This is a genomic window from Enterobacter cloacae complex sp. I2 (assembly GCF_014896205.1).
GTDB lineage: Bacteria > Pseudomonadota > Gammaproteobacteria > Enterobacterales > Enterobacteriaceae > Enterobacter > Enterobacter quasihormaechei.
In genome coordinates this window covers 77,621-100,385 of the sequence record NZ_JADBRA010000012.1, presented here as the reverse complement: position 1 = coordinate 100,385, position 22,765 = coordinate 77,621, and the positions used below count along the sequence as shown (strand labels likewise).

The window sequence follows — 22,765 nt, the reverse complement described above, 5'->3', positions numbered from 1 at the left end:
ATGCGGATAACGCGCCTGATTCGCTCCCACTGGCTGTGGCTGGCGGGAGCGCTTCTCGTTTTAGGAGGGCTGGTTGTCGTCGCTGACCGCGTCTGGCCGTTGCCCCTGAAAGAGGTCAACCCTGCGCGAGTGGTCGTGGATGAGCAGGGCGTCCCGCTGTGGCGTTTTGCCGACAGCGAAGGTATCTGGCGCTATCCGGTTACCATTGAAGACGTCTCCCCACGCTATCTGGAGGCGCTGATCCAGTATGAAGATCGCTGGTTCTGGAACCACCCTGGCGTCAATCCGCTTTCTGTACTGCGTGCCGCCTGGCAGGATCTCACTTCCGGGAGAGTCGTGTCAGGTGGGAGCACGCTGACCATGCAGGTGGCGCGCCTGCTTGATCCGCATCCGCGCACCTTTGGCGGCAAAATTCGCCAGCTGTGGCGGGCGATGCAGCTGGAGTGGCATCTCTCCAAGCGTGACATTCTTACGCTGTATCTAAACCGTGCCCCGTTTGGCGGCACGTTGCAGGGCGTGGGCGCTGCAAGCTGGACTTACCTTGGAAAGCCGCCTTCACGGCTGAGCTATTCCGACGCGGCGCTGCTGGCGGTGCTGCCGCAGGCGCCAAGCCGTCTGCGCCCGGACCGCTGGCCGGCGCGTGCGGAAGCGGCGCGTAACAAAGTGCTCGACCGCATGTTGACTCAGGGCGTCTGGTCAGAGAAACAGGTGAAAGAGTCCCGTGAAGAACCGGTGTGGCTGGCTCCCCGGCAGATGCCGCAGCTGGCGCCGCTCTTTTCACGCATGATGCTCAGCAAAAGTCGTGACACAAAAATAGTCACCACGCTGGATGCAGCTCTGCAAAGACAGCTTGAAGAGCTGGCAATGAACTGGAAATCGCGCCTGCCCGCCCGCAGTTCGCTGGCGATGATCGTCGTTGATCATACGTCCATGAAAGTACGTGGCTGGGTTGGTTCGGTAGATATCAATGATGACAGCCGTTTTAGCCACGTGGATATGGTCAATGCGATCCGATCTCCGGGATCGGTTCTCAAGCCATTCATCTATGGCATGGCACTGGACGAGGGTCTCATCCATCCCGCCTCGCTGCTTCAGGATGTCCCAAGAAAAACGGGAGATTATCGTCCCGGCAACTTTGACAGTGGCTTTCACGGGCCGGTCAGCATGAGCGAAGCCCTGGTGCGTTCCCTCAACCTGCCTGCTGTGCAGGTACTGGAAGCGTACGGTCCAAAACGCTTTGCAGGCATGCTGAGCAACGCGGGATTACCGCTCATTCTCCCTGCGGGTGCGCAGCCCAATCTCTCCCTGATTCTGGGAGGCGCCGGGGCGCGCCTGGCTGATATCGCTGCCGCCTACAGCGCTTTTGCGCGTCAGGGTAAGGCGGGCCGACTGCGTTTACAGCCTGGCGATCCGCTGATCGAACGTCCGCTGCTGTCGCAGGGCGCGGCGTGGATTATTCGTCGCATACTTGCCAACGAAGCGCAGCCCCTGCCGGACAGCGCGCTGCCCCAGGTTGCGCCGCTGGCCTGGAAAACGGGCACCAGCTACGGCTACCGTGATGCCTGGGCCATCGGGCTGAATGCCCGCTATGTCATCGGTATCTGGACTGGACGTCCGGACGGTACGCCCGTTGCGGGGCAGTTTGGTTTCGCCAGCGCGGTTCCGCTCCTTAATCAGGTGAATAACATGCTTCAGTCACGCTCAATGGTGGATGAAGCGCGTCTGCCGCGCGATCCGCGTCCTGCCAGCGTTGGGCGGGGCGTGATTTGCTGGCCAGGCGGCCAGTCCCTGCCTGAAGGGAGCGAAAACTGTCGGCGTCGGCTGTCAACCTGGCTGCTTGAAGGCAGTGAACCACCTACGCTGCTGTTGCCGGAACAGGAAGGGATTCGCGGGATCCGTTTCCCGGTCTGGCTGGATAAGGCAGGAAAACGCGTCGCGGCGGATTGTCCGGATGCCACAGAGAAAGTGCTGGATGTCTGGCCGTTGCCGCTGGAGCCCTGGCTGCCTGCTGCCGAAAAACGGGCGGCTCGTCTCCCCGCCCGTTCCGGGGTTTGCCCCCCGCTGGATAACCACAATGCAGCACCGCTGATGCTGTCAGGCATCAGGGAAGGGGCGGTCATTAAACGTCTTCCGGGCGAGAAAAATATGACCCTCTTCGTTTCAACCAGCGGCGGGGAGGGGCAGCGATGGTGGTTTTTGAACGGCGATCCGCTGGACGGCCATCAAAAGAATTATTCATTACAATTATATTTGCCGGGTAAATATCAATTAATTGTTTTAGATGAAACAGGACAAACGGCGACGGTGAATTTTGAATTAGATCGCTAAGTGTTACTCCTGAAGAGTTAGCTTGATAATTATCAATATTCGTTCCTGAAAAAAAACGAGAATGCGTTTTTATTTTCAGGAACGAGCAATGAAAAAAAATAAACATCAGGGAGAGGGGATTATTCCCGCCATATCCCGGCGTCAGTTTATTCAGGCAGGATCGGCGCTCGCCGCCCTGCCGTTTGTCATCAAAACGGGCAAAGCACAGGCACAGGGCGCGGCGGTATCAGACGCTACGCCTGAAGAAAAAGTGGTGCAAACCTGTAGCACGTTTGACTGCGGCGGTAAGTGCGATATTCGTGCTCACGTCAGTGAAGGCGTCGTGACCCGAATTTCAACGCGTCCGGATAACGCGCTGGATCCGCAAATGCCGGTAATGCGCGCCTGTGTTCGTGGTCGGGCTTATCGGAAATTTGTTTATCATCCCGATCGGCTAAAATATCCAATGAAACGAGTGGGTAAACGTGGTGAAGGAAAATTCGAGCGTATTACCTGGGATGAAGCCACCACGCTTATTGCGAATCATTTAAAAACCATTACGCAAAAATACGGTGCGGCTTCACGCTATGTTCATGTGGGTACGGCGGTTTCCGGCGGGACGTTCTCCGGCGATAAAATGGTTCGTCGTCTGCTGAACTTAACCGGCGGCTATCTCGAAAGCTATCACTCGGTCAGTATGGGTAACACGGCGGCAGCCACGCCGTATACCTACGGCACCGCCGCCAGCGGCAGCTCTCTGGACACGCTGCTGGACACCAAACTGGTCATTCTCTGGGGACATAACCCGACGGAAACGATCTTCGGGCACAGCAATCACTTCTATCAGAAGATGAAGCAAAACGGGACGCGCTTTATCGTTGTCGACCCACGCTATTCCGATACGGTTTCCTCCCTGGCCGACCAGTGGATCCCGCTGCTCCCTACAACAGACAACGCCCTGATGGACGCGATGATGTACGTGATCGTCACGGAGAACCTGCACGATCGCGACTTTATTCAGCGCTATACCCTGGGCTTTGACGAAGACGCCATGCCGGAAGGTGTTTCGGCTAATGAATCCCTGATGGCTTATCTGAGCGGCGCAAAAGATGGCGTGGCGAAAACGCCCGAGTGGGCAGAGAAAATCACCCACGTGCCTGCGCAAACCATTCGTCAACTGGCGCGCGACTACGCAACCACCAAACCCGCCGCGCTGATCCAGGGCTGGGGGCCGCAGCGCCATAACTGTGGCGAGCGCACCGCACGCGGCTCAACGTTGCTGGCCACGCTGACGGGTAACGTCGGGGTAAAGGGCGGCTGGGCGGCAGGCTATGGCGGCTGCGCAAACCGGAAATTTGCCGCAGGTCCCGAAATGCCGGAAAACCCGGTGAAGGCCAAAATATCGGTAATGAACTGGGTGCAGGCCGCCGATGATGCTTCTAAGGTCACCGCGGAAGACGGCCTTAAAGATGCCGCGAAGCTGGACAGCAATATCCGCATCCTGTTCTCGCTGGCGGGCAATTATCTGGCTAACCAGAACCCGGATCTGCATCAGGCAACCCGTGTTCTGGAAGATGAGTCGAAAATCGAGTTCATCGTCGCAAGCGATCTGTTTATGACGCCGAGCGCCAGGTACGCCGACCTTCTCCTGCCGGAAACCAGCTTCATGGAACGCTGGAATATCGGCGAAACCTGGGGCACCGCAAGCTATCTCATCCTGTCAGAGAAGCTGATTGAACCCGAATTCGAACGCCGTTCAGATTACGACTGGCTGCGGGAAGTTGCTGCTAAGCTTGGCGTCGAACCTGCATTCAGCGAAGGCCTTGATGAAAAAGCGTGGATTGAGCACATCTGGGAACAGACGCGGCTCGCCATGCCAGACGAAAACCTGCCGGACTTCGCGACGCTTCAGAAAACGCGCCAGCACCTCTTCAAAAGCGCGCCTTTCGTCGCCTTTGAAGACAACATTCGCGATCCGCAGAATCATCCGTTCCCGACGCCCTCCGGTAAAATTGAGATCTTCTCGAAGCGTCTGTACGACATGCATCATCCGGAGATTCCGGCGCTGTCGCACTACGTGCCTGCCCATGAAGGGCCGGAAGACGAGCTGGCGAAACGCTTCCCGCTCCAGCTGATCACCTGGAAGGGGAAAAACCGCGCTAACTCCACCCAGTACGCCAACCCGTGGCTGATTGAAGCCCAGCAGCAAAAGCTGTGGATCAACCCGCAGGACGCGCAAAAGCGCGGCATTGCGCAGGGGGATACCGTGCGTATTCATAACGCCCGCGGCATTTGCGAGATCCCGGCGGAGGTCACGCCGCGCATTATTCCAGGCGTTGTCGCCATGCAGGCTGGCGCCTGGTGGCAGCCGGACGCGCAGGGTATCGATAAGGGCGGCTGCGCGAACGTGCTCAGTTCTGCCCGTATTACCGCGCTTGCGAAAGGGAATTCCCATCAAACCATGCTGGTGGAGGTAGCTAAAGCATGAGTCAGTTTAAACACTACGCGCCGGTGAGCGACAAACAGCTGGGTTTTTATATCGACTCTTCTCGCTGCTCGGGCTGCAAGGCCTGCCAGGTGGCGTGCAAAGATAAAAACAACCTTGAGGTCGGACGTCGTTTCCGTCGTGTTTATGAAGTTAACGGCGGGAGCTTTATCCCGACCGGGCAGGGCGGCGTCAGCAATAACGTTTTTGCCTACACGCTCTCTATTTCCTGTAACCACTGTGCGGACCCAATCTGCACCAAAAACTGTCCGACCACCGCAATGCATAAGCGTCCGGGGGACGGCATTGTCCGCGTTGATACGGATAAGTGCGTGGGTTGCGGGTACTGCGCGTGGTCTTGCCCTTACGGCGCGCCCCAGCTCAACGAGCAGACCGGGCAGATGTCCAAATGTGATTTCTGCGTGGATCTCCAGGCGAAGGGAGAACAGCCCGTCTGCGTGGCAACCTGTCCACTCGAAGCGATTAAATTCGGGCCGATTGATGAACTGCGGGCGAAGTATGGTGCGGTCTGTGATGTGAAAGGGTTACCTGATTCCTCCATCACCAAACCAAACCTGGTGATCAAGGCGCATCAGGGCGCAGAGAAAGAGGGGAAACGTCATGCATGAGTTACCGCTGCTGATTTTTACGCTGTTCCTGCAAGGATCGGTTGGCGTTACGCTCTGGCTGGCGTTCGGGGGCGCGTACGCTTCGCAACGTAGCGTGCTGCTTCCTGCCGTCGGCGCGTTTGTGCTGGCAAGCCTTGGGCTGCTCGCCTCAGCGCTGCACATGGGCTATCCGCTCAATGCGCTTAACGCGCTGCGCCACGTATCCAGCTCCTGGCTGAGCCGTGAGATCATCTTTGCCAGCCTTTACCTTGCGGCGCTTGGTCTCGCCGTGCTGCTGATGTTTGTCAAAAAGCCGGGCTGGAAGCCGCTGCTGGTTGTGGCAGGTCTGGTGGGTCTGGTCGACGTGTTCTGCATGGCGCAAATCTACATGCATGCGTCCGTGGTGACGTGGCAGCACATTAACACGCTGGTGCTGTTTATCGGCTCGGTGGGGATCATCGGCTCAGCCTGCATGGCCTGTGCGCCGCATGCCCGCATCAACGTCCGTGCGGCGGTGGGCATTGTCACGCTGCTGGTGCTTGTGCGTCTGGTGATGCAGCCCGTCTGGCTGGCGGACATCACTGCCATGGACAACGCCGTAGTGACGTTCCCTCACGCTCCGCTACGGATGCTGGAGCAACTGCGCACCGTGCATCTGCTGAGCTGGTGCGTTTCTGTTGCGGGTCTGCTGTGCTTTGCTGCGGGCGGCTTAAGAGTGGCGCGCGGCACAATGCTGCTGGGCAGCGCCTTGCTGATTGTGGGTGAGCTGATGCTGCGCTTCGTTTTCTTCAGTATTGGCTGATGGGCGGATTAACGTTTGCCCCGGCGATGGACGTGACGCATGCGTGCGTCCGTCGCCGTTTTCGCCACGCTTCCTGCTGCGCCTGTGCGGACGCCTGTCCTGCGCAGGCTTTTTCTTTTACGGACGCACGCATCTCGGTTGATGAGAGCCGCTGTATAGAATGCGGTGACTGCCTGTTTGTCTGCCCTACGGAGGCGATCGCCGGCATCAAGCCGCGAAAACGCTTTCTGTATGGCGATACGCTGGTTGGGCCTTTTACTGAACGCGCGCCCGGGGTGAATGAGCTGCTGCTGTGGCACGTGCAGCACCACGTTCGTTTTATCAGTATCGACGCGGAGCAGTACCCTGACTGGCTGCTGGCGATTGCCCGGCTCAATCTTGCGCTTCGTCGACGCGGTGAAGCGGCGTGGGCGTTTAAACTGATACCCGCCAGCGAGGTGAATATCGCCCGCCGCGCGCTGATGCACGTACCCCGCGAGGATGTCCGGGCCTGTAGCGTCGTGCCCGGTCAGCGTGAACTGCGCAGGGCGTTTTCTGCGTTTAGCGAGGCAGATATCACCCTCGACGCCGGAACGTGCGTACTGTGCGGCGCGTGCTGGCGGAGCTGTACGGAAAACGCGATTCGGTTTGAAAACGCTGAACTGGTCGTGGAAACCGGGCGCTGTACCGGCTGCGGCGGCTGCGAAGCGGTGTGCCAGCATGGGGCGATAAAAGTGACGCAAACTGAGGGGACAGCGAAAAGCGTGGCCATACCGGCATATGAAGCCGTTTGCCTGGCGTGCCACCGTCATTTCTGGTCATTTACGCCTGATGAAAAGCAGTGTCCGCTCTGTTTTCACCATCAATACGGTATGCGAAATACGGGCTGTTGCTAATCTTCGTCTCATTTTAAAAAAATGTTATGCATAACCATAGGCAATGGCGCTATTGCTCTTTATAATCCGCGCCACACCATACTCAGGTATGCAAAAACAACAGAACATTTTACAGAGGTTATCAATGGCTATTGAACGTACTTTTTCCATCATCAAACCAAACGCGGTGGCAAAAAACGTTATTGGCAGCATCTTCGCTCGCTTTGAATCAGCAGGGTTTAAGATCGTTGGCACCAAAATGCTGCACCTGACCGTTGAGCAGGCTCGCGGTTTCTACGCTGAGCACGAAGGTCGCCCATTCTTTGACGGTCTGGTCGAGTTCATGACTTCTGGCCCAATCGTGGTATCCGTACTGGAAGGCGAAAACGCGGTACAGCGTCACCGTGACCTGCTGGGTGCAACCAACCCGGACAACGCGCTGGCCGGTACTCTGCGCGCTGACTATGCAGACAGCTTCACCGAGAACGGCACCCACGGTTCCGACTCCGTTGAATCTGCTGCGCGCGAAATCGCGTTCTTCTTCGCTGAAGGCGAAGTGTGCCCGCGCACTCGCTAATAATTTCGTAAATGCCGCGTGCAAACGTGGCATCCCTGCGCCAGACTTTGTACAATGCAACGCCCCGGACGAGCAGACTGCTTACCGGGGCGTTTCTTTTCAACCCACCAAGGGCCACAACGTGTAACAACGAGGCCGGAAAATATTATGTCTGAATTAGTGAATACCTCCGAAGTCGCCATTCCTGCGGTTCCCAATAAAAATGGAAAAATTAACCTGCTGGACCTGAACCGTCAGCAGATGCGCGAGTTCTTTAAAGAGATGGGCGAGAAGCCGTTTCGTGCCGATCAGGTCATGAAATGGATGTACCACTATTGCAGCGACAACTTTGATGACATGACGGACATCAACAAAGTGCTGCGCAATAAGCTTAAAGAAGTGGCGGAAATCCGCGCGCCGGAAGTGGTGGAAGAGCAGCGCTCCTCGGATGGCACCATCAAGTGGGCCATTGCCGTTGGCGATCAGCGCGTTGAAACCGTGTATATCCCGGAAGACGATCGCGCCACGCTGTGCGTCTCTTCTCAGGTGGGCTGTGCGCTGGAGTGCAAATTCTGCTCAACGGCGCAGCAGGGCTTTAACCGTAACCTGCGCGTGTCGGAAATCATTGGCCAGGTCTGGCGTGCCGCGAAAATCGTGGGCGCGGCGAAAGTCACCGGTACGCGTCCCATCACCAACGTGGTGATGATGGGGATGGGTGAACCGCTGCTGAACCTGACCAACGTCGTGCCAGCGATGGAAATCATGCTCGACGACTTCGGTTTTGGTCTGTCCAAGCGCCGCGTGACGCTCTCTACTTCCGGCGTTGTGCCTGCGCTGGACAAACTGGGCGACATGATTGACGTCGCGCTGGCAATCTCCCTTCACGCGCCAAACGACGCCATCCGTGACGAAATTGTGCCGATCAACAAAAAGTACAATATCGAAACCTTCCTGGCCGGCGTGCGCCGCTACCTGGAGAAATCCAACGCCAACCAGGGCCGCGTGACCATCGAATACGTGATGCTGGATCATGTCAACGACGGTACCGAGCATGCTCACGAGCTGGCAGAACTGCTGAAAGATACGCCGTGCAAGATCAACCTGATCCCATGGAACCCGTTCCCGGGCGCGCCGTATGGCCGTAGCTCAAACAGCCGTATCGATCGCTTCTCCAAAGTGCTGATGGAGTATGGTTTCACCACCATCGTGCGTAAAACGCGTGGTGATGATATTGACGCAGCCTGTGGTCAGCTGGCGGGTGACGTTATTGACCGTACCAAACGTACGCTGCGCAAGCGCATGCAGGGCGAGTCAATCGCGGTTAAAACCGTCTGATTATTATGCAGACACGGCGCATTTTTTGCGCCGTGAAGCATTAATTTACTGAATAATCAGCCACAATCATTACAACTGATTAATAATTACGGTGCGTTTCATACGACTTTCGGGCAGTATGTAACGACGTAACAACAGTTTAGCGTGAAGGCCCGCCAGCGCTGTCATCTGCGGCCCGACAGTCTTATACTGTTTGTTCCAGGTTAACTGACCTGAAGTTTCGCGGTGCGGGTGGCATTGTGACTCACCGGCACCTGAACCCTTATTTTCACGTACCAGTAGTTGTAGCGAATGAATACTGAAGCCACTCACGATCAAAATGCAGCACTCTCCACTGGCGTTCGTCTTCGCAACGCCCGTGAACAACTCGGACTCAGCCAGCAAGCCGTTGCAGAACGCCTGTGCCTGAAGGTTTCCACCGTTCGCGACATTGAAGAAGATAAGGCTCCTGCCGATCTGGCTTCAACGTTTCTGCGCGGCTATATCCGTTCTTACGCCAAACTGGTTCATATCCCTGAAGACGAATTACTGCCGATGATGGAGAAGCAGGCGCCGGTACGTGCAGCAAAAGTGGCGCCGATGCAAAGCTTCTCGCTGGGTAAGCGTCGTAAAAAACGCGATGGCTGGCTGATGAGCTTTACCTGGCTGGTTCTGTTTGTGGTTGTCGGCCTGACGGGCGCATGGTGGTGGCAAAACCACAAAGCGCAGCAGGAAGAGATCACCACCATGGCCGATCAGTCCTCCGCTGAGCTTAATCAATCCAACGGCGCACAAAGCGTGCCGCTGAGTACGGAAGGGGCTGCGACCTCCAGCGAACCGCAGACGGCGGCAACGAACGCGCCTGCAACCGAAGCTGCTCCAGCGCCAGAGGCGACGGCGAATACCGCGCCAGCCACCCAGGCTCAGGATCAGAATGCGGTGGTATCGCCTTCACAGGCAAATGTTGATACCGCACCTGCGGCAACGGCACAGGCGGATAACACCGCGGCGTCGCTGCCCACTGACCCGGCTGGTACGGCGGCCCCTGCCGTTGACCCGAATGCGCTGGTAATGAATTTTACGGCGGATTGCTGGCTGGAAGTGACTGACGCAACAGGTAAAAAGCTGTTCAGCGGCCTGCAACGCAAAGATGGCACGTTAAATCTAACGGGCCAGGCACCTTACAAGCTTAAAATCGGCGCACCGGCAGCGGTACAGATCCAGTATCAAGGAAAACCTGTCGATCTGAGCCGCTTTATCAGAACTAACCAGGTTGCGCGTCTTACCGTTAATGCCGAACAATCAGCAGCACAGTAACAGACGGGCAATGCGGGAGATTTTACATGCATAACCAGGCTCCTATTCAACGTAGAAAATCGAAACGGATTTACGTTGGGAACGTGCCAATCGGCGATGGGGCGCCTATCGCCGTCCAGTCGATGACCAATACGCGCACCACGGACGTGGAAGCGACGGTCAATCAAATCAAAGCGTTAGAGCGCGTAGGCGCGGACATTGTTCGCGTCTCTGTGCCGACCATGGACGCCGCTGAGGCGTTCAAACTGATCAAACAGCAGGTGAGCGTGCCGCTGGTTGCCGATATTCACTTCGATTACCGTATCGCGCTGAAAGTCGCTGAATACGGTGTCGATTGCCTGCGCATTAACCCAGGCAACATCGGTAATGAAGAACGCATTCGCATGGTGGTTGACTGCGCCCGCGACAAAAACATTCCAATCCGTATCGGCGTGAACGCTGGCTCTCTGGAAAAAGATCTCCAGGAAAAGTATGGCGAGCCAACGCCGCAGGCGCTGCTCGAATCCGCCATGCGTCACGTCGATCATCTGGATCGCCTTAACTTCGATCAGTTCAAGGTGAGCGTAAAAGCCTCTGACGTTTTCCTGGCCGTTGAATCGTATCGCCTGCTGGCAAAACAGATCGATCAGCCGTTGCACCTTGGGATCACCGAGGCGGGCGGTCTGCGCAGCGGTTCGGTAAAATCGGCGATTGGTCTTGGCCTGCTGCTCTCTGAAGGCATCGGCGACACGTTACGCGTCTCTCTGGCGGCCGATCCGGTGGAAGAGATCAAAGTCGGTTTTGATATCCTGAAATCACTGCGTATCCGCGCGCGTGGGATCAACTTCATTGCCTGCCCAACCTGTTCACGTCAGGAGTTTGACGTGATTGGCACCGTGAACGCCCTGGAGCAGCGTCTGGAAGACATCATCACCCCGATGGACGTGTCCATCATCGGTTGCGTGGTGAACGGTCCGGGTGAAGCGCTGGTGTCCACGCTGGGCGTGACCGGCGGTAACAAGAAAAGTGGTCTCTATGAAGATGGCGTTCGTAAAGATCGTCTGGATAATAGCGACATGATCGACCAGCTCGAAGCCCGCATTCGCGCAAAAGCGACGATGATGGACGAAGCGCAGCGCATCAGCGTTCAGCAGGTTGAAAAATAACGTGATGGGAAGCAGGCTGCTTCCCATGTATGATTGAGCCCATTCTTTGGGTTCTTTTTTGTATATAGAAAGAGAATAAACGTGGCAAAAAACATTCAAGCCATCCGCGGCATGAACGATTATCTGCCTGGCGAAACCGCCATCTGGCAGCGCATTGAAGGCACACTGAAGCAGGTGCTCGGCAGCTACGGTTACAGCGAAATTCGTTTGCCGATTGTAGAGCAGACCCCGTTATTCAAACGCGCCATCGGTGAAGTGACCGACGTGGTTGAAAAAGAGATGTATACCTTTGAGGACCGCAACGGCGACAGCCTGACCCTGCGTCCTGAGGGGACGGCGGGTTGCGTACGCGCCGGCATCGAACATGGTCTCCTGTACAATCAGGAGCAGCGCCTGTGGTATATCGGCCCGATGTTCCGCCACGAACGTCCGCAGAAAGGCCGCTATCGTCAGTTCAACCAGCTTGGCGTGGAAGTGTTTGGCCTGCAAGGCCCAGATATCGACGCTGAGCTGATTATGCTGACTGCCCGTTGGTGGCGTGCGCTCGGTATTTCTGAGCACGTTTCACTGGAGCTGAACTCAATCGGTTCTCTGGAAGCGCGTGCGAACTATCGCGATGCGCTGGTGGCATTCCTGGAACAGCATAAAGAGAAGCTGGACGACGATTGTAAGCGTCGTATGTACAGCAACCCGCTGCGCGTACTCGATTCCAAAAATCCTGACGTACAGGCGCTGCTGAACGATGCGCCTGCACTGGGTGACTACCTGGACGAAGATTCTCGCGAACACTTTGCTGGCCTGTGCAAGCTGCTTGAAGCGGCGGGCATTGCCTATACCGTTAACCAGCGTCTGGTTCGCGGTCTGGACTACTACAACCGCACCGTATTTGAGTGGGTCACCTCCAGCCTAGGTTCGCAGGGCACCGTGTGTGCCGGCGGTCGTTATGACGGTCTGGTTGAGCAACTGGGTGGCCGTGCAGCACCGGCCGTTGGCTTCGCGATGGGCCTTGAGCGACTTGTTTTGCTGGTTCAGGCAGTTAATCCGGAATTTAAAGCCGATCCTGTTGTCGATATATACCTGGTGGCCTCAGGTGCGGATACGCAGTCTGCGGCGATGCAGCTTGCCGAACGCGTGCGCGATGCGCTGCCGGACGTTAAGCTGATGACCAACCACGGCGGCGGCAACTTTAAAAAACAGTTTGCTCGTGCCGATAAGTGGGGCGCAAGTATCGCACTGGTGCTGGGTGAGTCCGAAGTGGCCAACGGCGAAGTGGTAGTAAAAGACCTGCGCTCTGGTGAGCAAACTACGGTAACGCAGGACGGCGTTGCGGCACACTTGCGCACTCTATTAGGCTAAGGAGAAGGACTGCGTGGAAATTTACGAGAACGAACACGACCAGGTGGATGCGGTTAAACGCTTCTTTGCCGAAAACGGCAAGGCATTGGTTGTTGGGGTTATTTTAGGTGTAGGTGCGCTGGTAGGCTGGCGTTACTGGAACAATCATCAGGCTGACTCTGCTCGCGGTTCGTCCCTGAACTACGAAAATATCGTTAGCGCAATCAGTGCCGATCGGCCGCAAACCCTGGCGGCCGCGGAAAAATTTGCCGCTGACAACAAAAACACCTACGGCGCACTGGCTGCGCTGGAAGTGGCTCAGCAGTATGTTGATAAAAACGAACTGGACAAAGCCGCTGCGCAGCTGTCCCAGGGGCTTGCTGCTGCCAGTGACGAAAATCTGAAAGCGGTAATTAATCTGCGCCTGGCACGTATTCAGGTTCAGCAGAAAAAAGCTGACGACGCGCTGAAAACGCTTGATACCATCAAAGGCGAAGGCTTTGCCGCCATCGTTGCCGATCTCCGCGGTGAAGCACTGCTGAGCAAAGGTGACAAAGCGGGCGCGCGCAAAGCGTGGCAAGCTGGCGTGGATAGCAAAGCTTCACCTGCGCTGAGCGAAATGATGCAGATGAAAATAAATAATTTGTCCGTCTGAGAGGGACCCAATGCAATTGCGTAAATTACTTCTGCCAGGACTGCTTTCTGTTACGTTATTGAGCGGTTGTTCACTGTTCAGTGGCGAAGAAGATGTTGTCAAAATGTCCCCGCTGCCGACGGTTGAAAACCAGTTCACGCCATCCACCGTCTGGGATACCTCCGTGGGAGATGGTATTGGCGATTTTTATTCCAACCTGCACCCGGCGTTTGCTGACGGCTTGGTCTATGCAGCCGATCGCAAAGGCACCGTCAAAGCGCTGAACGCGGATGACGGAAAAGAAGTGTGGTCCATTAACCTGGCGGAAAAAGACGGCTGGTTCTCCCGTAAGCCTGCACTGCTTTCTGGCGGCCTGACCGTTGCCGGTGGTCATGTGTATGTGGGCAGCGAAAAAGCGCAGGTTTACGCGCTGAATGCCAGCGACGGTTCTGTTGCATGGCAGACCGCCGTTGCCGGTGAATCCTTGTCTCGTCCGGTCGTGAGCGACGGGCTGGTGCTGATCCATACCAGCAACGGCCAGCTTCAGGCGCTGAACGAAGCCGACGGTCTGGTAAAATGGACCGTAAACCTGGATATGCCAGCGCTGTCTCTGCGCGGTGAATCTGCTCCGGCGACCGCCTTTGGCGCCGCTATTGTGGGCGGTGACAACGGCCGCGTCAGTGCGGTACTGATGCAGCAGGGTCAGATGATCTGGCAGCAGCGAATTTCTCAGGCGACCGGTTCAACTGAAATCGACCGTCTGAGCGACGTGGACACGACGCCAGTTATCGTTGACGGTGTGGTTTACGCGCTGGCGTATAACGGCAACCTGACGGCGCTGGACCTGCGTAGCGGCCAGATCATGTGGAAACGTGAGCTGGGTTCCGTGAACGATTTCATCGTCGACGGCAACCGTATTTATATGGTGGATCAGAACGACCGTCTGCTGGCGCTGAGCACCGAAGGTGGCGTGACGCTGTGGACGCAGAGCGATCTGCTGCACCGTCTGCTGACCGCACCGGCACTGTATAACGGTAGCCTGGTGGTGGGCGACAGCGAAGGCTATATGCACTGGATCGATCCAGAGAATGGCCGCTTCGTGGCGCAGCAGAAAGTGGACGGCTCAGGATTCCTGACCGATCCGGTTGTGGCTGACGGCAAACTGCTGATTCAGGCAAAAGACGGCACGCTGTACGCGATCACGCGTTAATTACACGGCGGTTGTAGTATACTAAACGGCTCCTGTTCACTCAGGAGCCGTTTTGACATTTTTAAAAACGCCGCGAAAGCGACGTTATTTTGAATTTTATGAGGCTTCAAACATGGTACCTGTGGTCGCGCTTGTCGGGCGCCCTAACGTTGGAAAATCCACTCTTTTTAACCGTTTAACACGCACCCGTGATGCGCTGGTTGCGGATTTCCCGGGGCTGACGCGTGACCGTAAGTACGGTCGTGCAGAGGTGGAAGGACGCGAGTTCATCTGTATCGATACCGGGGGTATTGACGGTACGGAAGACGGCGTAGAAACCCGCATGGCAGAGCAGTCTCTGCTGGCTATCGAAGAAGCGGACGTGGTTCTGTTTATGGTGGATGCGCGCGCTGGCCTGATGCCTGCGGACTCTGCTATTGCCAAACATCTGCGTTCACGCGAAAAGCCAACCTTCCTGGTGGCGAACAAAACTGACGGTATCGATGCCGATCAGGCCGTTGCGGATTTCTGGTCTTTAGGCCTGGGCGATATTTATCCTATTGCGGCTTCGCATGGCCGCGGCGTGACCAGCCTGCTGGAAACCGTTCTGCTGCCGTGGGTGGATGAAGTGAACCCGCCGGAAGAGGTGGACGAAGACGCCGAATACTGGGCGCAGTTTGAAGCCGGAGAAGAAGGCGAGGAAGAGCCGGAAGACGACTTCAACCCGCAGGATCTGCCTATTAAGCTGGCTATCGTTGGTCGCCCTAACGTAGGTAAGTCTACGCTTACTAACCGTATTCTGGGTGAAGAACGCGTGGTGGTTTACGACATGCCGGGCACAACGCGTGACAGCATTTATATTCCGATGCAGCGCGATGAACGTGAATATGTCCTTATCGACACCGCAGGCGTGCGTAAGCGCGGGAAAATCACCGATGTGGTGGAAAAATTCTCGGTGATCAAAACCCTTCAGGCGATTGAAGACGCGAACGTAGTGCTGCTGGTGATTGACGCACGTGAAGGTATCTCCGATCAGGATCTCTCTCTGCTCGGCTTTATCCTCAATAGTGGGCGCTCACTGGTCATTGTCGTCAACAAGTGGGACGGCCTGAGCAACGAGGTGCGTGAACAGGTGAAAGAAACCCTGGACTTCCGTCTGGGCTTTATCGACTTTGCCCGCGTACACTTTATCTCTGCGCTGCACGGCAGCGGCGTTGGTAACCTGTTCGAATCCGTTCGTGAAGCCTACGACAGCTCTACCCGTCGTCAGAGCACCGCCATGCTGACCCGCATCATGAATATGGCTGCGGAAGATCACCAGCCGCCGCTGGTGCGCGGTCGTCGCGTGAAGCTGAAATATGCCCACGCCGGTGGCTATAACCCGCCTATCGTGGTGATCCACGGCAACCAGGTGAAAGATCTGCCGGATTCCTACAAGCGCTACCTGATGAATTACTTCCGCAAGTCGCTGGACGTAATGGGTACGCCTATCCGTATTCAGTTTAAGGAAGGGGAAAACCCGTTTGCGAATAAACGCAACACCCTGACGCCGAACCAGATACGTAAGCGTAAGCGTTTGATTAAGCATATTAAGAAAAGCAAATAAGCCTTGCTCTTCCCACTGAAACCCGCGCCTGTCGCGGGTTTTTTTATGCCTGGCGGCAGGCCATTATTAAGTCTCTGTGATGTCAATCACTATTCACTTTTAACCATGTTTATATCTAAGAAAGTAGACAATCGTCGAATTTTCGTCTTAAAGTCCAGGGTTCGGTACTAGACAAAACTAGCGCCTGGTTATCAAATGGTTAACCAACTTTTCGCCGCATGTAAAAAATCGATCGGATACGTAACCGTTCGGCGTACATGCTGGTGTTTACAAGCACGACACATACCTTTTCGGGAGAATTATGCAATCCTCTGTTAATCAAAAAGAGAGCCGAACCTTCTTCGGCCATCCTTATCCGCTCGGTTCGCTGTTCTTCACCGAGATGTGGGAGCGTTTCTCGTTTTACGGTATTCGCCCGCTGCTGATCCTGTTTATGGCCGCCACCGTCTATGACGGCGGGATGGGCCTGGCGCGCGAAAACGCCTCGGCGATTGTCGGTATCTTTGCCGGAACCATGTACCTGGCCGCGCTGCCGGGCGGCTGGCTGGCGGATAACTGGCTCGGCCAGCAGCGTGCCGTCTGGTACGGTTCGATTCTGATTGCGCTCGGTCACCTGTCGATCGCGCTGTCGGCCATCATGGGCGACAACCTGTTCTTCATCGGCCTGATGTTCATCGTGCTCGGCTCAGGCCTGTTTAAGACCTGTATCTCGGTCATGGTCGGTACCCTGTACAAAAAGGGCGACGCGCGTCGTGACGGCGGTTTCTCGCTGTTCTATATGGGCATCAACATGGGCTCGTTCATTGCCCCGCTGATTTCCGGCTGGCTGATCAAAACGCACGGTTGGCACTGGGGCTTTGGTATCGGCGGTATCGGGATGCTGGTGGCGCTGATCATCTTCCGCGTGTTTGCCGTTCCGGCCATGAAGCGCTATGACGCTGAAGTGGGTCTGGACTCCACCTGGAACAGCCCGGTGGTGAAACGTAACGGCGTAGGTGCCTGGCTGCTGGCGCTGGCGGTGGGTGTTGCAATCATCGTTACGTTGATAGCCCAGGGCGTGATTGTGATCAATCCGGTCGCGGTCGCCAGCGTGCTGGTGTATGTGATCGCCGCCTCCGTTGCGCTCTACTTTATCTACCTGTTCATCTTCGCCGGTCTGAACCGCAAAGAACGCGCCAGGCTGCTGGTGTGCTTTATTCTGCTGGTCTCCGCCGCGTTCTTCTGGTCCGCGTTCGAGCAGAAGCCAACCTCCTTCAACCTGTTCGCCAACGACTACACTAACCGCATGATCGGTGATTTTGAAATCCCGGCGGTATGGTTCCAGTCGATTAATGCCCTGTTCATCATTCTGCTGGCACCGGTATTTAGCTGGGCATGGCCAAAGCTGGCGAGCAATAATATTCGCCCGAGCAGCATCACCAAGTTCGTCATTGGTATTTTGTGTGCGGCAGGGGGCTTCGGGCTGATGATGCTGGCGGCACAGAACGTGCTGAGCAACGGTGGGGCAGGCGTATCGCCGTTCTGGCTGGTGGGCAGTATCCTGATGCTGACGCTCGGGGAACTGTGCCTGAGTCCAATCGGCCTGGCAACCATGACCCTGCTGGCACCGGAAAGAATGCGCGGCCAGATGATGGGCCTGTGGTTCTGCGCCAGTGCGCTGGGTAACCTGGCGGCGGGCCTCATTGGTGGGCACGTGAAGGCCGACCAGCTGGACATGCTGCCGGACCTCTTTGCTCGTTGCTCCATTGCGCTGCTGATTTGCGCTGCGGTGCTGATCGTCCTCATTGTTCCGGTACGTCGCATGCTGGAAAATGCGCAGACGAAACCGGCTACTGAAGCCTGATAATTCTCAGACTGCCGGGGCGGTTATCCTGCCCCGGCCCAACTTAACGGGAGAGAGCATGTCCATTACCTGTCCTGACTGCCACGCAGAGCTCGAGCCGCAAAACGGTGTTGCGCACTGCGACAGCTGCAATAAAGATATTCCCCTCGAAGCGCGCTGCCCTGACTGTCACCAGCCGCTTCAGGTACTCAAAGCCTGCGGCGCGGTGGATTACTTCTGTCAGAACGGCCATGGGCTGATCTCAAAAAAACGCGTCGAGTTCGTCAGGGCCAAGGCTTAATCGCACACGCAGCCTTCGCCTTTTTGCCACAGCTCGATCAGCGATTCCGGCGCTTCCTGCTCCGGAACCAGCACGATAATATCGGTATACTGCGCCTGATTGTGCCGGGTCCAGATGATCTGAATGCGAAAATAGCGCTGATCGCCGCTGCCCGGGGACGACACCTGGCCCGGCGGCTGCCCGCGCGGGATAGCCTGTTCCAGAATATTCACCACGCGCTGACGCTGCGCCTCGTTGAGGGTGGAGAGGGCGATAGTGCGCTGACCGCTCAGCTTAGGAATAAAGGCGACGCCGCCTTCCCGGGCCAGCTCAACCACGGCGTCATCCGTCAGTTCCGGTACCTGCATTACAGTACTCCCACCTGTTCCCAGGCTTGTTTAATTGCCGCCCCAACGTCACTACCGGAGCGCTTCTCACCATGGGCGATCGTCAGTTTTGCGAAAGCGTCAAAATCGGCATCCTGCGCCAGAGTGCGATCGCACACCGTGTCGTACCAGGCATAACCGGCTTTTTCCCAGGCGTAACCGCCGATCGCCGTCGCGGCCAGATAAAACGCCCGGTTGGGGATGCCGGAGTTGAGATGTACGCCGCCGTTATCCTCGCGCGTCTTAATGAAATCTTTCATATGCCCGGGCTGCGGATCTTTGCCGAGCAGGGGATCGTTATAGGCGGTGCCCGGTTCAGACATAGAGCGCAGCCCTTTGCCGTTAATGCCTTCCGCCAGCAGTCCTTCGCCAATCAGCCAGTCTGCCCGATCGGCGGTCTGCTTAAGATGGTATTGCTTCACCAGCGAACCAAACACGTCGGATAACGACTCGTTCAGGGCGCCTGACTGTTCAAAGTAGATCAGTCCGGCCTCGGTCTCCGTCACGCCATGGCTCAGCTCATGCGCCACCACGTCGATAGCAATGGTGAAGCGGTTGAAGATTTCCCCGTCGCCATCGCCAAAGACCATCTGCTGACCGTTCCAGAAGGCGTTTTGATACTCCCGGCCATAGTGCACGGTGCCGGTGAGGATCAGCCCTTTGTTATCAAGCGAATCGCGCTGATATTCCTTCCAGAAGAAATCATGGGTGATGCCCAGATAATCGTACGCTTCATCCACCGCCACATCGCCGTTAGACGGCTGGCCTTCATAGCGCACCTGGGTACCCGGCAGCTCCTGGGTCTGTTTTGCATCGTAGATGTCACGCTCAAGCTGACCGGCTTTATTGACGTGCGGTGCGGCGGGCTTACCCGGCATATGCGCCATCAGGGTTTGCACGTGGGTTAATGTCTGACGGGCGCAGCGCTGCTGGGGCTCTGACCCGCTTTCGATAATACGACGAAGAATATACGGAGGGATGACGCTATGTAGATGGGGCATGCTGCTCTCCTTATTAAAAAAGGCAATAGCAGCAGTATAGTTTGTAACCAGCGAAAATTTATCCGCTTTTACGCTGACGCGTTTTTTTCACCGGTTTGATCTCTTTGACTTCACTCTCAACCCAGCCGTCTGAAAGACGGGTGGTGAGCACATCCCCGGCTTTTACCTGTTTCGTTTGTTTCAGCACTTTGCCGTCCGTCGCGGTGGTCACGCTGTAGCCGCGCGCCAGCGTGGAGAGCGGGCTGACGGCTTCCAGATGGGTGACCGCATTGCCAAAACGCTCGCGGGTGGTGCTCAGGCGTGAACGAATATTTTCCGCAAGGCGATACTCGAGCTGCTGGATCCGCGTTTGCGCACGGTAGATGGTCGGCTGCGGGTTTTGCTGATTCAGACGCTGCGTGACGCGCTGCTGACGGGATACCGCGCGCTTAAGCTGGGTATCTATCGCGAAGTTCATGCGCTGACGCAGACGCTCCAGCACGGTTTGCTGGCGCGCCAGACGCAACTGCGGATGCTGCTGTTGCAGACGATGGTGAAGCTGGGTAAAGCGGCGGGTGCGGTTAGCGAGGAAATAGTCCATCGCCATCTCCAGGCGCTGCTGCGCGTTCTGGATCTGACGCAGCAGCTCCTGCTGGTTACGGCTGACCACCTCTGCCGCCGCAGACGGCGTGGGCGCGCGTAAATCCGCGACAAAATCCGCAATCGTCACGTCCGTTTCGTGACCGACGGCGCTCACGACAGGAATAAGACTGGCAAAGATCGCCCGCGCCACGCGCTCGTCGTTAAAGCTCCACAGGTCTTCCAGCGAGCCGCCGCCGCGCCCGACGATAAGGACATCACACTCCTGACGCGCATTCGCCAGTTCAATGGCGCGTACGATCTGCCCCGGCGCATCGTCACCCTGAACGGCAGTCGGGTAGATAATGACGGGCAGGGAAGGGTCACGACGCTTCAGCACGTGCAAAATATCGTGCAGGGCCGCACCGGTTTTCGAGGTGATAACCCCTACGCAGTGGGCAGGAGAGGGCAGGGGCTTTTTGAACTGCTGGTCAAACAACCCCTCAGCCGAAAGCATGGCTTTAAGCTGCTCGTACTTCTGTTGCAGCAAGCCTTCACCGGCGGGCTGCATGCTCTCGACGATAATCTGATAATCGCCGCGCGGCTCATAGAGGGTAATATTGGCGCGCACCAGAACCTGCTGGCCGTGCTGAGGACGGAACGTCACGCGACGGTTGCTGTTGCGGAACATGGCACAGCGCACCTGGGCGGTGTCGTCTTTCAGCGTAAAGTACCAGTGGCCGGAAGCGGGCTGCGTGAAGTTAGAGATTTCACCGCTGATCCAGACCTGCCCCATTTCCTGCTCAAGCAGCAAACGCACCGTCTGATTAAGGCGGCTGACAGTATAAATTGAGGGGGATTGAGAGGATAACATGTGAGCGGGATCAAATTCTAAATCAGCAAGTTATTCAGTCGATAGTAACCTGCTGAGAGGGGAGCGCAAGCATTTTTTTCAAAAAAGTGTAGATGCAATCGGTTACGCTCTGTATAATGCCACGGCAATATTTAACCACCCAGGTCAGAGATATTGCCCATGCTACGTATCGCTAAAGAAGCACTGACGTTTGACGACGTCCTCCTCGTTCCCGCTCATTCCACCGTTCTGCCGAATACTGCCGACCTCAGCACGCAGTTGACGAAAACCATTCGTCTGAACATTCCTATGCTCTCCGCAGCAATGGACACCGTGACGGAAGCGCGTCTGGCTATCGCCCTGGCACAGGAAGGCGGCATTGGCTTTATCCACAAAAACATGTCTATCGAGCGCCAGGCGGAAGAAGTTCGCCGCGTGAAGAAACATGAATCCGGTATTGTGTCCGACCCTCAGACCGTTCTGCCAACCACCACCCTGCACGAAGTGAAAGCGCTGACCGAGCGTAACGGCTTCGCGGGCTACCCGGTTGTGACCGAAGATAACGAGCTGGTGGGGATCATCACCGGTCGTGACGTGCGTTTTGTCACTGACCTGAACCAGCCTGTCAGCGTATACATGACGCCTAAAGAGCGTCTGGTGACCGTGCGTGAAGGCGAAACCCGCGACGTCGTGCTGGCGAAAATGCACGAAAAACGCGTTGAGAAAGCGCTGGTTGTGGATGCGAGCTTCCACCTGCGCGGCATGATCACCGTTAAAGATTTCCAGAAAGCAGAACGTAAACCGAACGCCTGTAAAGACGAGCATGGCCGTCTGCGCGTCGGTGCTGCGGTTGGCGCGGGTGCAGGTAACGAAGAGCGCGTTGACGCGCTGGTTGCTGCGGGCGTTGACGTGCTGCTGATTGACTCCTCCCACGGCCACTCCGAAGGCGTTTTGCAACGTATCCGTGAAACCCGTGCTAAATACCCGGATCTCCAGATCATCGGCGGTAACGTGGCAACGGGCGCAGGCGCTCGCGCACTGGCGGAAGCGGGTTGCAGCGCGGTGAAAGTGGGTATTGGCCCTGGCTCCATCTGTACTACCCGTATCGTCACCGGCGTGGGCGTTCCGCAGATCACCGCGGTTTCTGACGCGGTTGAAGCGCTGGAAGGGACCGGTATTCCGGTTATCGCTGACGGCGGTATCCGCTTCTCTGGCGACATCGCCAAAGCGATCGCCGCAGGTGCAGCCGCCGTGATGGTGGGCTCTATGCTGGCCGGTACTGAAGAATCCCCGGGCGAAATCGAACTCTACCAGGGCCGTTCTTATAAATCCTATCGCGGTATGGGCTCCCTCGGTGCGATGTCCAAAGGTTCCTCCGACCGTTACTTCCAGACCGATAACGCCGCAGACAAACTGGTGCCGGAAGGTATCGAAGGCCGTGTGGCCTATAAAGGCCGCCTGAAAGAGATCATTCACCAGCAGATGGGCGGCCTGCGCTCCTGTATGGGTCTGACCGGATGTGGTACCATCGACCTGCTGCGTACCAAAGCGGAATTCGTACGCATCAGCGGTGCGGGTATCCAGGAGAGCCACGTTCACGACGTGACGATCACCAAAGAGTCCCCGAACTACCGTCTGGGCTCCTGATAAATTTCCGCGCCCGGCTCAATGCCGGGCGCTTTGTTTTGTTTCACTTGCCTCGGAATTAGCGTC

Annotated in this window: 19 protein-coding genes; 16 read left to right on the top strand and 3 right to left on the bottom strand. The window is 56.7% G+C overall.

All coding sequences use genetic code 11. The features are described 5' to 3' along the window. From pbpC to IM300_RS12275, 15 genes are all read left to right on the top strand, one after another. On the top strand, nucleotides 1-2,328 hold the full coding sequence (gene pbpC, locus IM300_RS12345) for a peptidoglycan glycosyltransferase PbpC (protein ID WP_193036713.1): 2,328 nt from the start codon (nucleotides 1-3) through the stop codon (nucleotides 2,326-2,328). 88 nt (nucleotides 2,329-2,416) lie between these two features. Beyond that, entirely contained in the window at nucleotides 2,417-4,795 is a 2,379-nt protein-coding gene (locus IM300_RS12340) for a DMSO/selenate family reductase complex A subunit (RefSeq protein ID WP_305047250.1), read from the top strand. Continuing rightward, on the top strand, nucleotides 4,792-5,421 hold the full coding sequence (locus IM300_RS12335; protein ID WP_022649006.1) for a DMSO/selenate family reductase complex B subunit: 630 nt from the start codon (nucleotides 4,792-4,794) through the stop codon (nucleotides 5,419-5,421). Before IM300_RS12340 ends, IM300_RS12335 begins: the two co-directional genes overlap by 4 nt. Further along, nucleotides 5,414-6,202, top strand: a complete 789-nt coding sequence (locus tag IM300_RS12330) for a DmsC/YnfH family molybdoenzyme membrane anchor subunit (protein ID WP_193036709.1) — start codon at nucleotides 5,414-5,416, stop codon at nucleotides 6,200-6,202. Before IM300_RS12335 ends, IM300_RS12330 begins: the two co-directional genes overlap by 8 nt. Continuing rightward, nucleotides 6,202-7,077, top strand: a complete 876-nt coding sequence (locus IM300_RS12325; protein WP_193036707.1) for a 4Fe-4S binding protein — start codon at nucleotides 6,202-6,204, stop codon at nucleotides 7,075-7,077. The genes IM300_RS12330 and IM300_RS12325 overlap by 1 nt, the downstream gene beginning before the upstream one ends. A 124-nt stretch (nucleotides 7,078-7,201) precedes the next feature. Then, nucleotides 7,202-7,633 carry a nucleoside-diphosphate kinase gene (ndk, locus tag IM300_RS12320; protein WP_003860625.1) on the top strand — a complete coding sequence of 144 codons (432 nt, stop codon included), beginning with the start codon at nucleotides 7,202-7,204 and terminating at the stop codon, nucleotides 7,631-7,633. A 147-nt stretch (nucleotides 7,634-7,780) separates the two neighbouring features. Beyond that, a complete protein-coding gene (locus IM300_RS12315; RefSeq protein WP_003860623.1) occupies nucleotides 7,781-8,947 on the top strand; it encodes a bifunctional tRNA (adenosine(37)-C2)-methyltransferase TrmG/ribosomal RNA large subunit methyltransferase RlmN in 1,167 nt (388 codons plus the stop codon). A gap of 291 nt (nucleotides 8,948-9,238) precedes the next feature. After that, on the top strand, nucleotides 9,239-10,243 hold the full coding sequence (rodZ, locus tag IM300_RS12310) for a cytoskeleton protein RodZ (RefSeq protein ID WP_193036705.1): 1,005 nt from the start codon (nucleotides 9,239-9,241) through the stop codon (nucleotides 10,241-10,243). A gap of 26 nt (nucleotides 10,244-10,269) precedes the next feature. After that, nucleotides 10,270-11,388: a flavodoxin-dependent (E)-4-hydroxy-3-methylbut-2-enyl-diphosphate synthase gene (gene ispG, locus IM300_RS12305; protein WP_003860619.1), complete on the top strand. Its 1,119-nt coding sequence runs from the start codon at nucleotides 10,270-10,272 to the stop codon at nucleotides 11,386-11,388. An 81-nt stretch (nucleotides 11,389-11,469) separates the two neighbouring features. Further along, a complete protein-coding gene (gene hisS, locus IM300_RS12300) occupies nucleotides 11,470-12,744 on the top strand; it encodes a histidine--tRNA ligase (RefSeq protein WP_107533511.1) in 1,275 nt (424 codons plus the stop codon). Nucleotides 12,745-12,757: 13 nt separating this feature from the next. Then, the gene (locus IM300_RS12295) at nucleotides 12,758-13,378 is read left to right on the top strand and encodes a YfgM family protein (protein ID WP_193036703.1); all 621 of its coding nucleotides are present in this window, start codon (nucleotides 12,758-12,760) and stop codon (nucleotides 13,376-13,378) included. A 10-nt stretch (nucleotides 13,379-13,388) separates the two neighbouring features. After that, nucleotides 13,389-14,567, top strand: coding sequence for an outer membrane protein assembly factor BamB (gene bamB / locus IM300_RS12290; protein ID WP_193036701.1), 1,179 nt, complete (start codon nucleotides 13,389-13,391; stop codon nucleotides 14,565-14,567). Nucleotides 14,568-14,679: 112 nt separating this feature from the next. Beyond that, the gene (gene der / locus IM300_RS12285; protein WP_193036699.1) at nucleotides 14,680-16,152 is read left to right on the top strand and encodes a ribosome biogenesis GTPase Der; all 1,473 of its coding nucleotides are present in this window, start codon (nucleotides 14,680-14,682) and stop codon (nucleotides 16,150-16,152) included. Nucleotides 16,153-16,453: 301 nt separating this feature from the next. Next, nucleotides 16,454-17,995 carry a peptide MFS transporter gene (locus IM300_RS12280; RefSeq protein WP_107533509.1) on the top strand — a complete coding sequence of 514 codons (1,542 nt, stop codon included), beginning with the start codon at nucleotides 16,454-16,456 and terminating at the stop codon, nucleotides 17,993-17,995. Between the two features lie 58 nt (nucleotides 17,996-18,053). After that, nucleotides 18,054-18,275: a zinc ribbon domain-containing protein gene (locus IM300_RS12275; protein WP_193036696.1), complete on the top strand. Its 222-nt coding sequence runs from the start codon at nucleotides 18,054-18,056 to the stop codon at nucleotides 18,273-18,275. On the opposite strand, the gene IM300_RS12270 is transcribed toward IM300_RS12275, so the two are convergent. From IM300_RS12270 to xseA, 3 genes are read right to left on the bottom strand one after another with little or no spacing between them, the layout of a single operon-like run. After that, the gene (locus IM300_RS12270) at nucleotides 18,272-18,622 is read right to left on the bottom strand and encodes a protealysin inhibitor emfourin (RefSeq protein WP_063450506.1); all 351 of its coding nucleotides are present in this window, start codon (nucleotides 18,620-18,622) and stop codon (nucleotides 18,272-18,274) included. The genes IM300_RS12275 and IM300_RS12270 overlap by 4 nt on opposite strands. After that, nucleotides 18,622-19,641, bottom strand: a complete 1,020-nt coding sequence (locus IM300_RS12265; protein ID WP_193036694.1) for a M4 family metallopeptidase — start codon at nucleotides 19,639-19,641, stop codon at nucleotides 18,622-18,624. The genes IM300_RS12270 and IM300_RS12265 overlap by 1 nt, the downstream gene beginning before the upstream one ends. Nucleotides 19,642-19,699: 58 nt before the next feature. Next, nucleotides 19,700-21,073, bottom strand: a complete 1,374-nt coding sequence (gene xseA / locus IM300_RS12260; protein WP_107533506.1) for an exodeoxyribonuclease VII large subunit — start codon at nucleotides 21,071-21,073, stop codon at nucleotides 19,700-19,702. A gap of 159 nt (nucleotides 21,074-21,232) precedes the next feature. Here xseA and guaB point away from each other — a divergent pair, with 159 nt between their 5' ends. Further along, complete coding sequence (guaB, locus tag IM300_RS12255) at nucleotides 21,233-22,699, top strand: IMP dehydrogenase (RefSeq protein ID WP_039270203.1); 1,467 nt, start codon at nucleotides 21,233-21,235, stop codon at nucleotides 22,697-22,699. The last annotated feature ends 66 nt before the right edge of the window (nucleotides 22,700-22,765 follow it).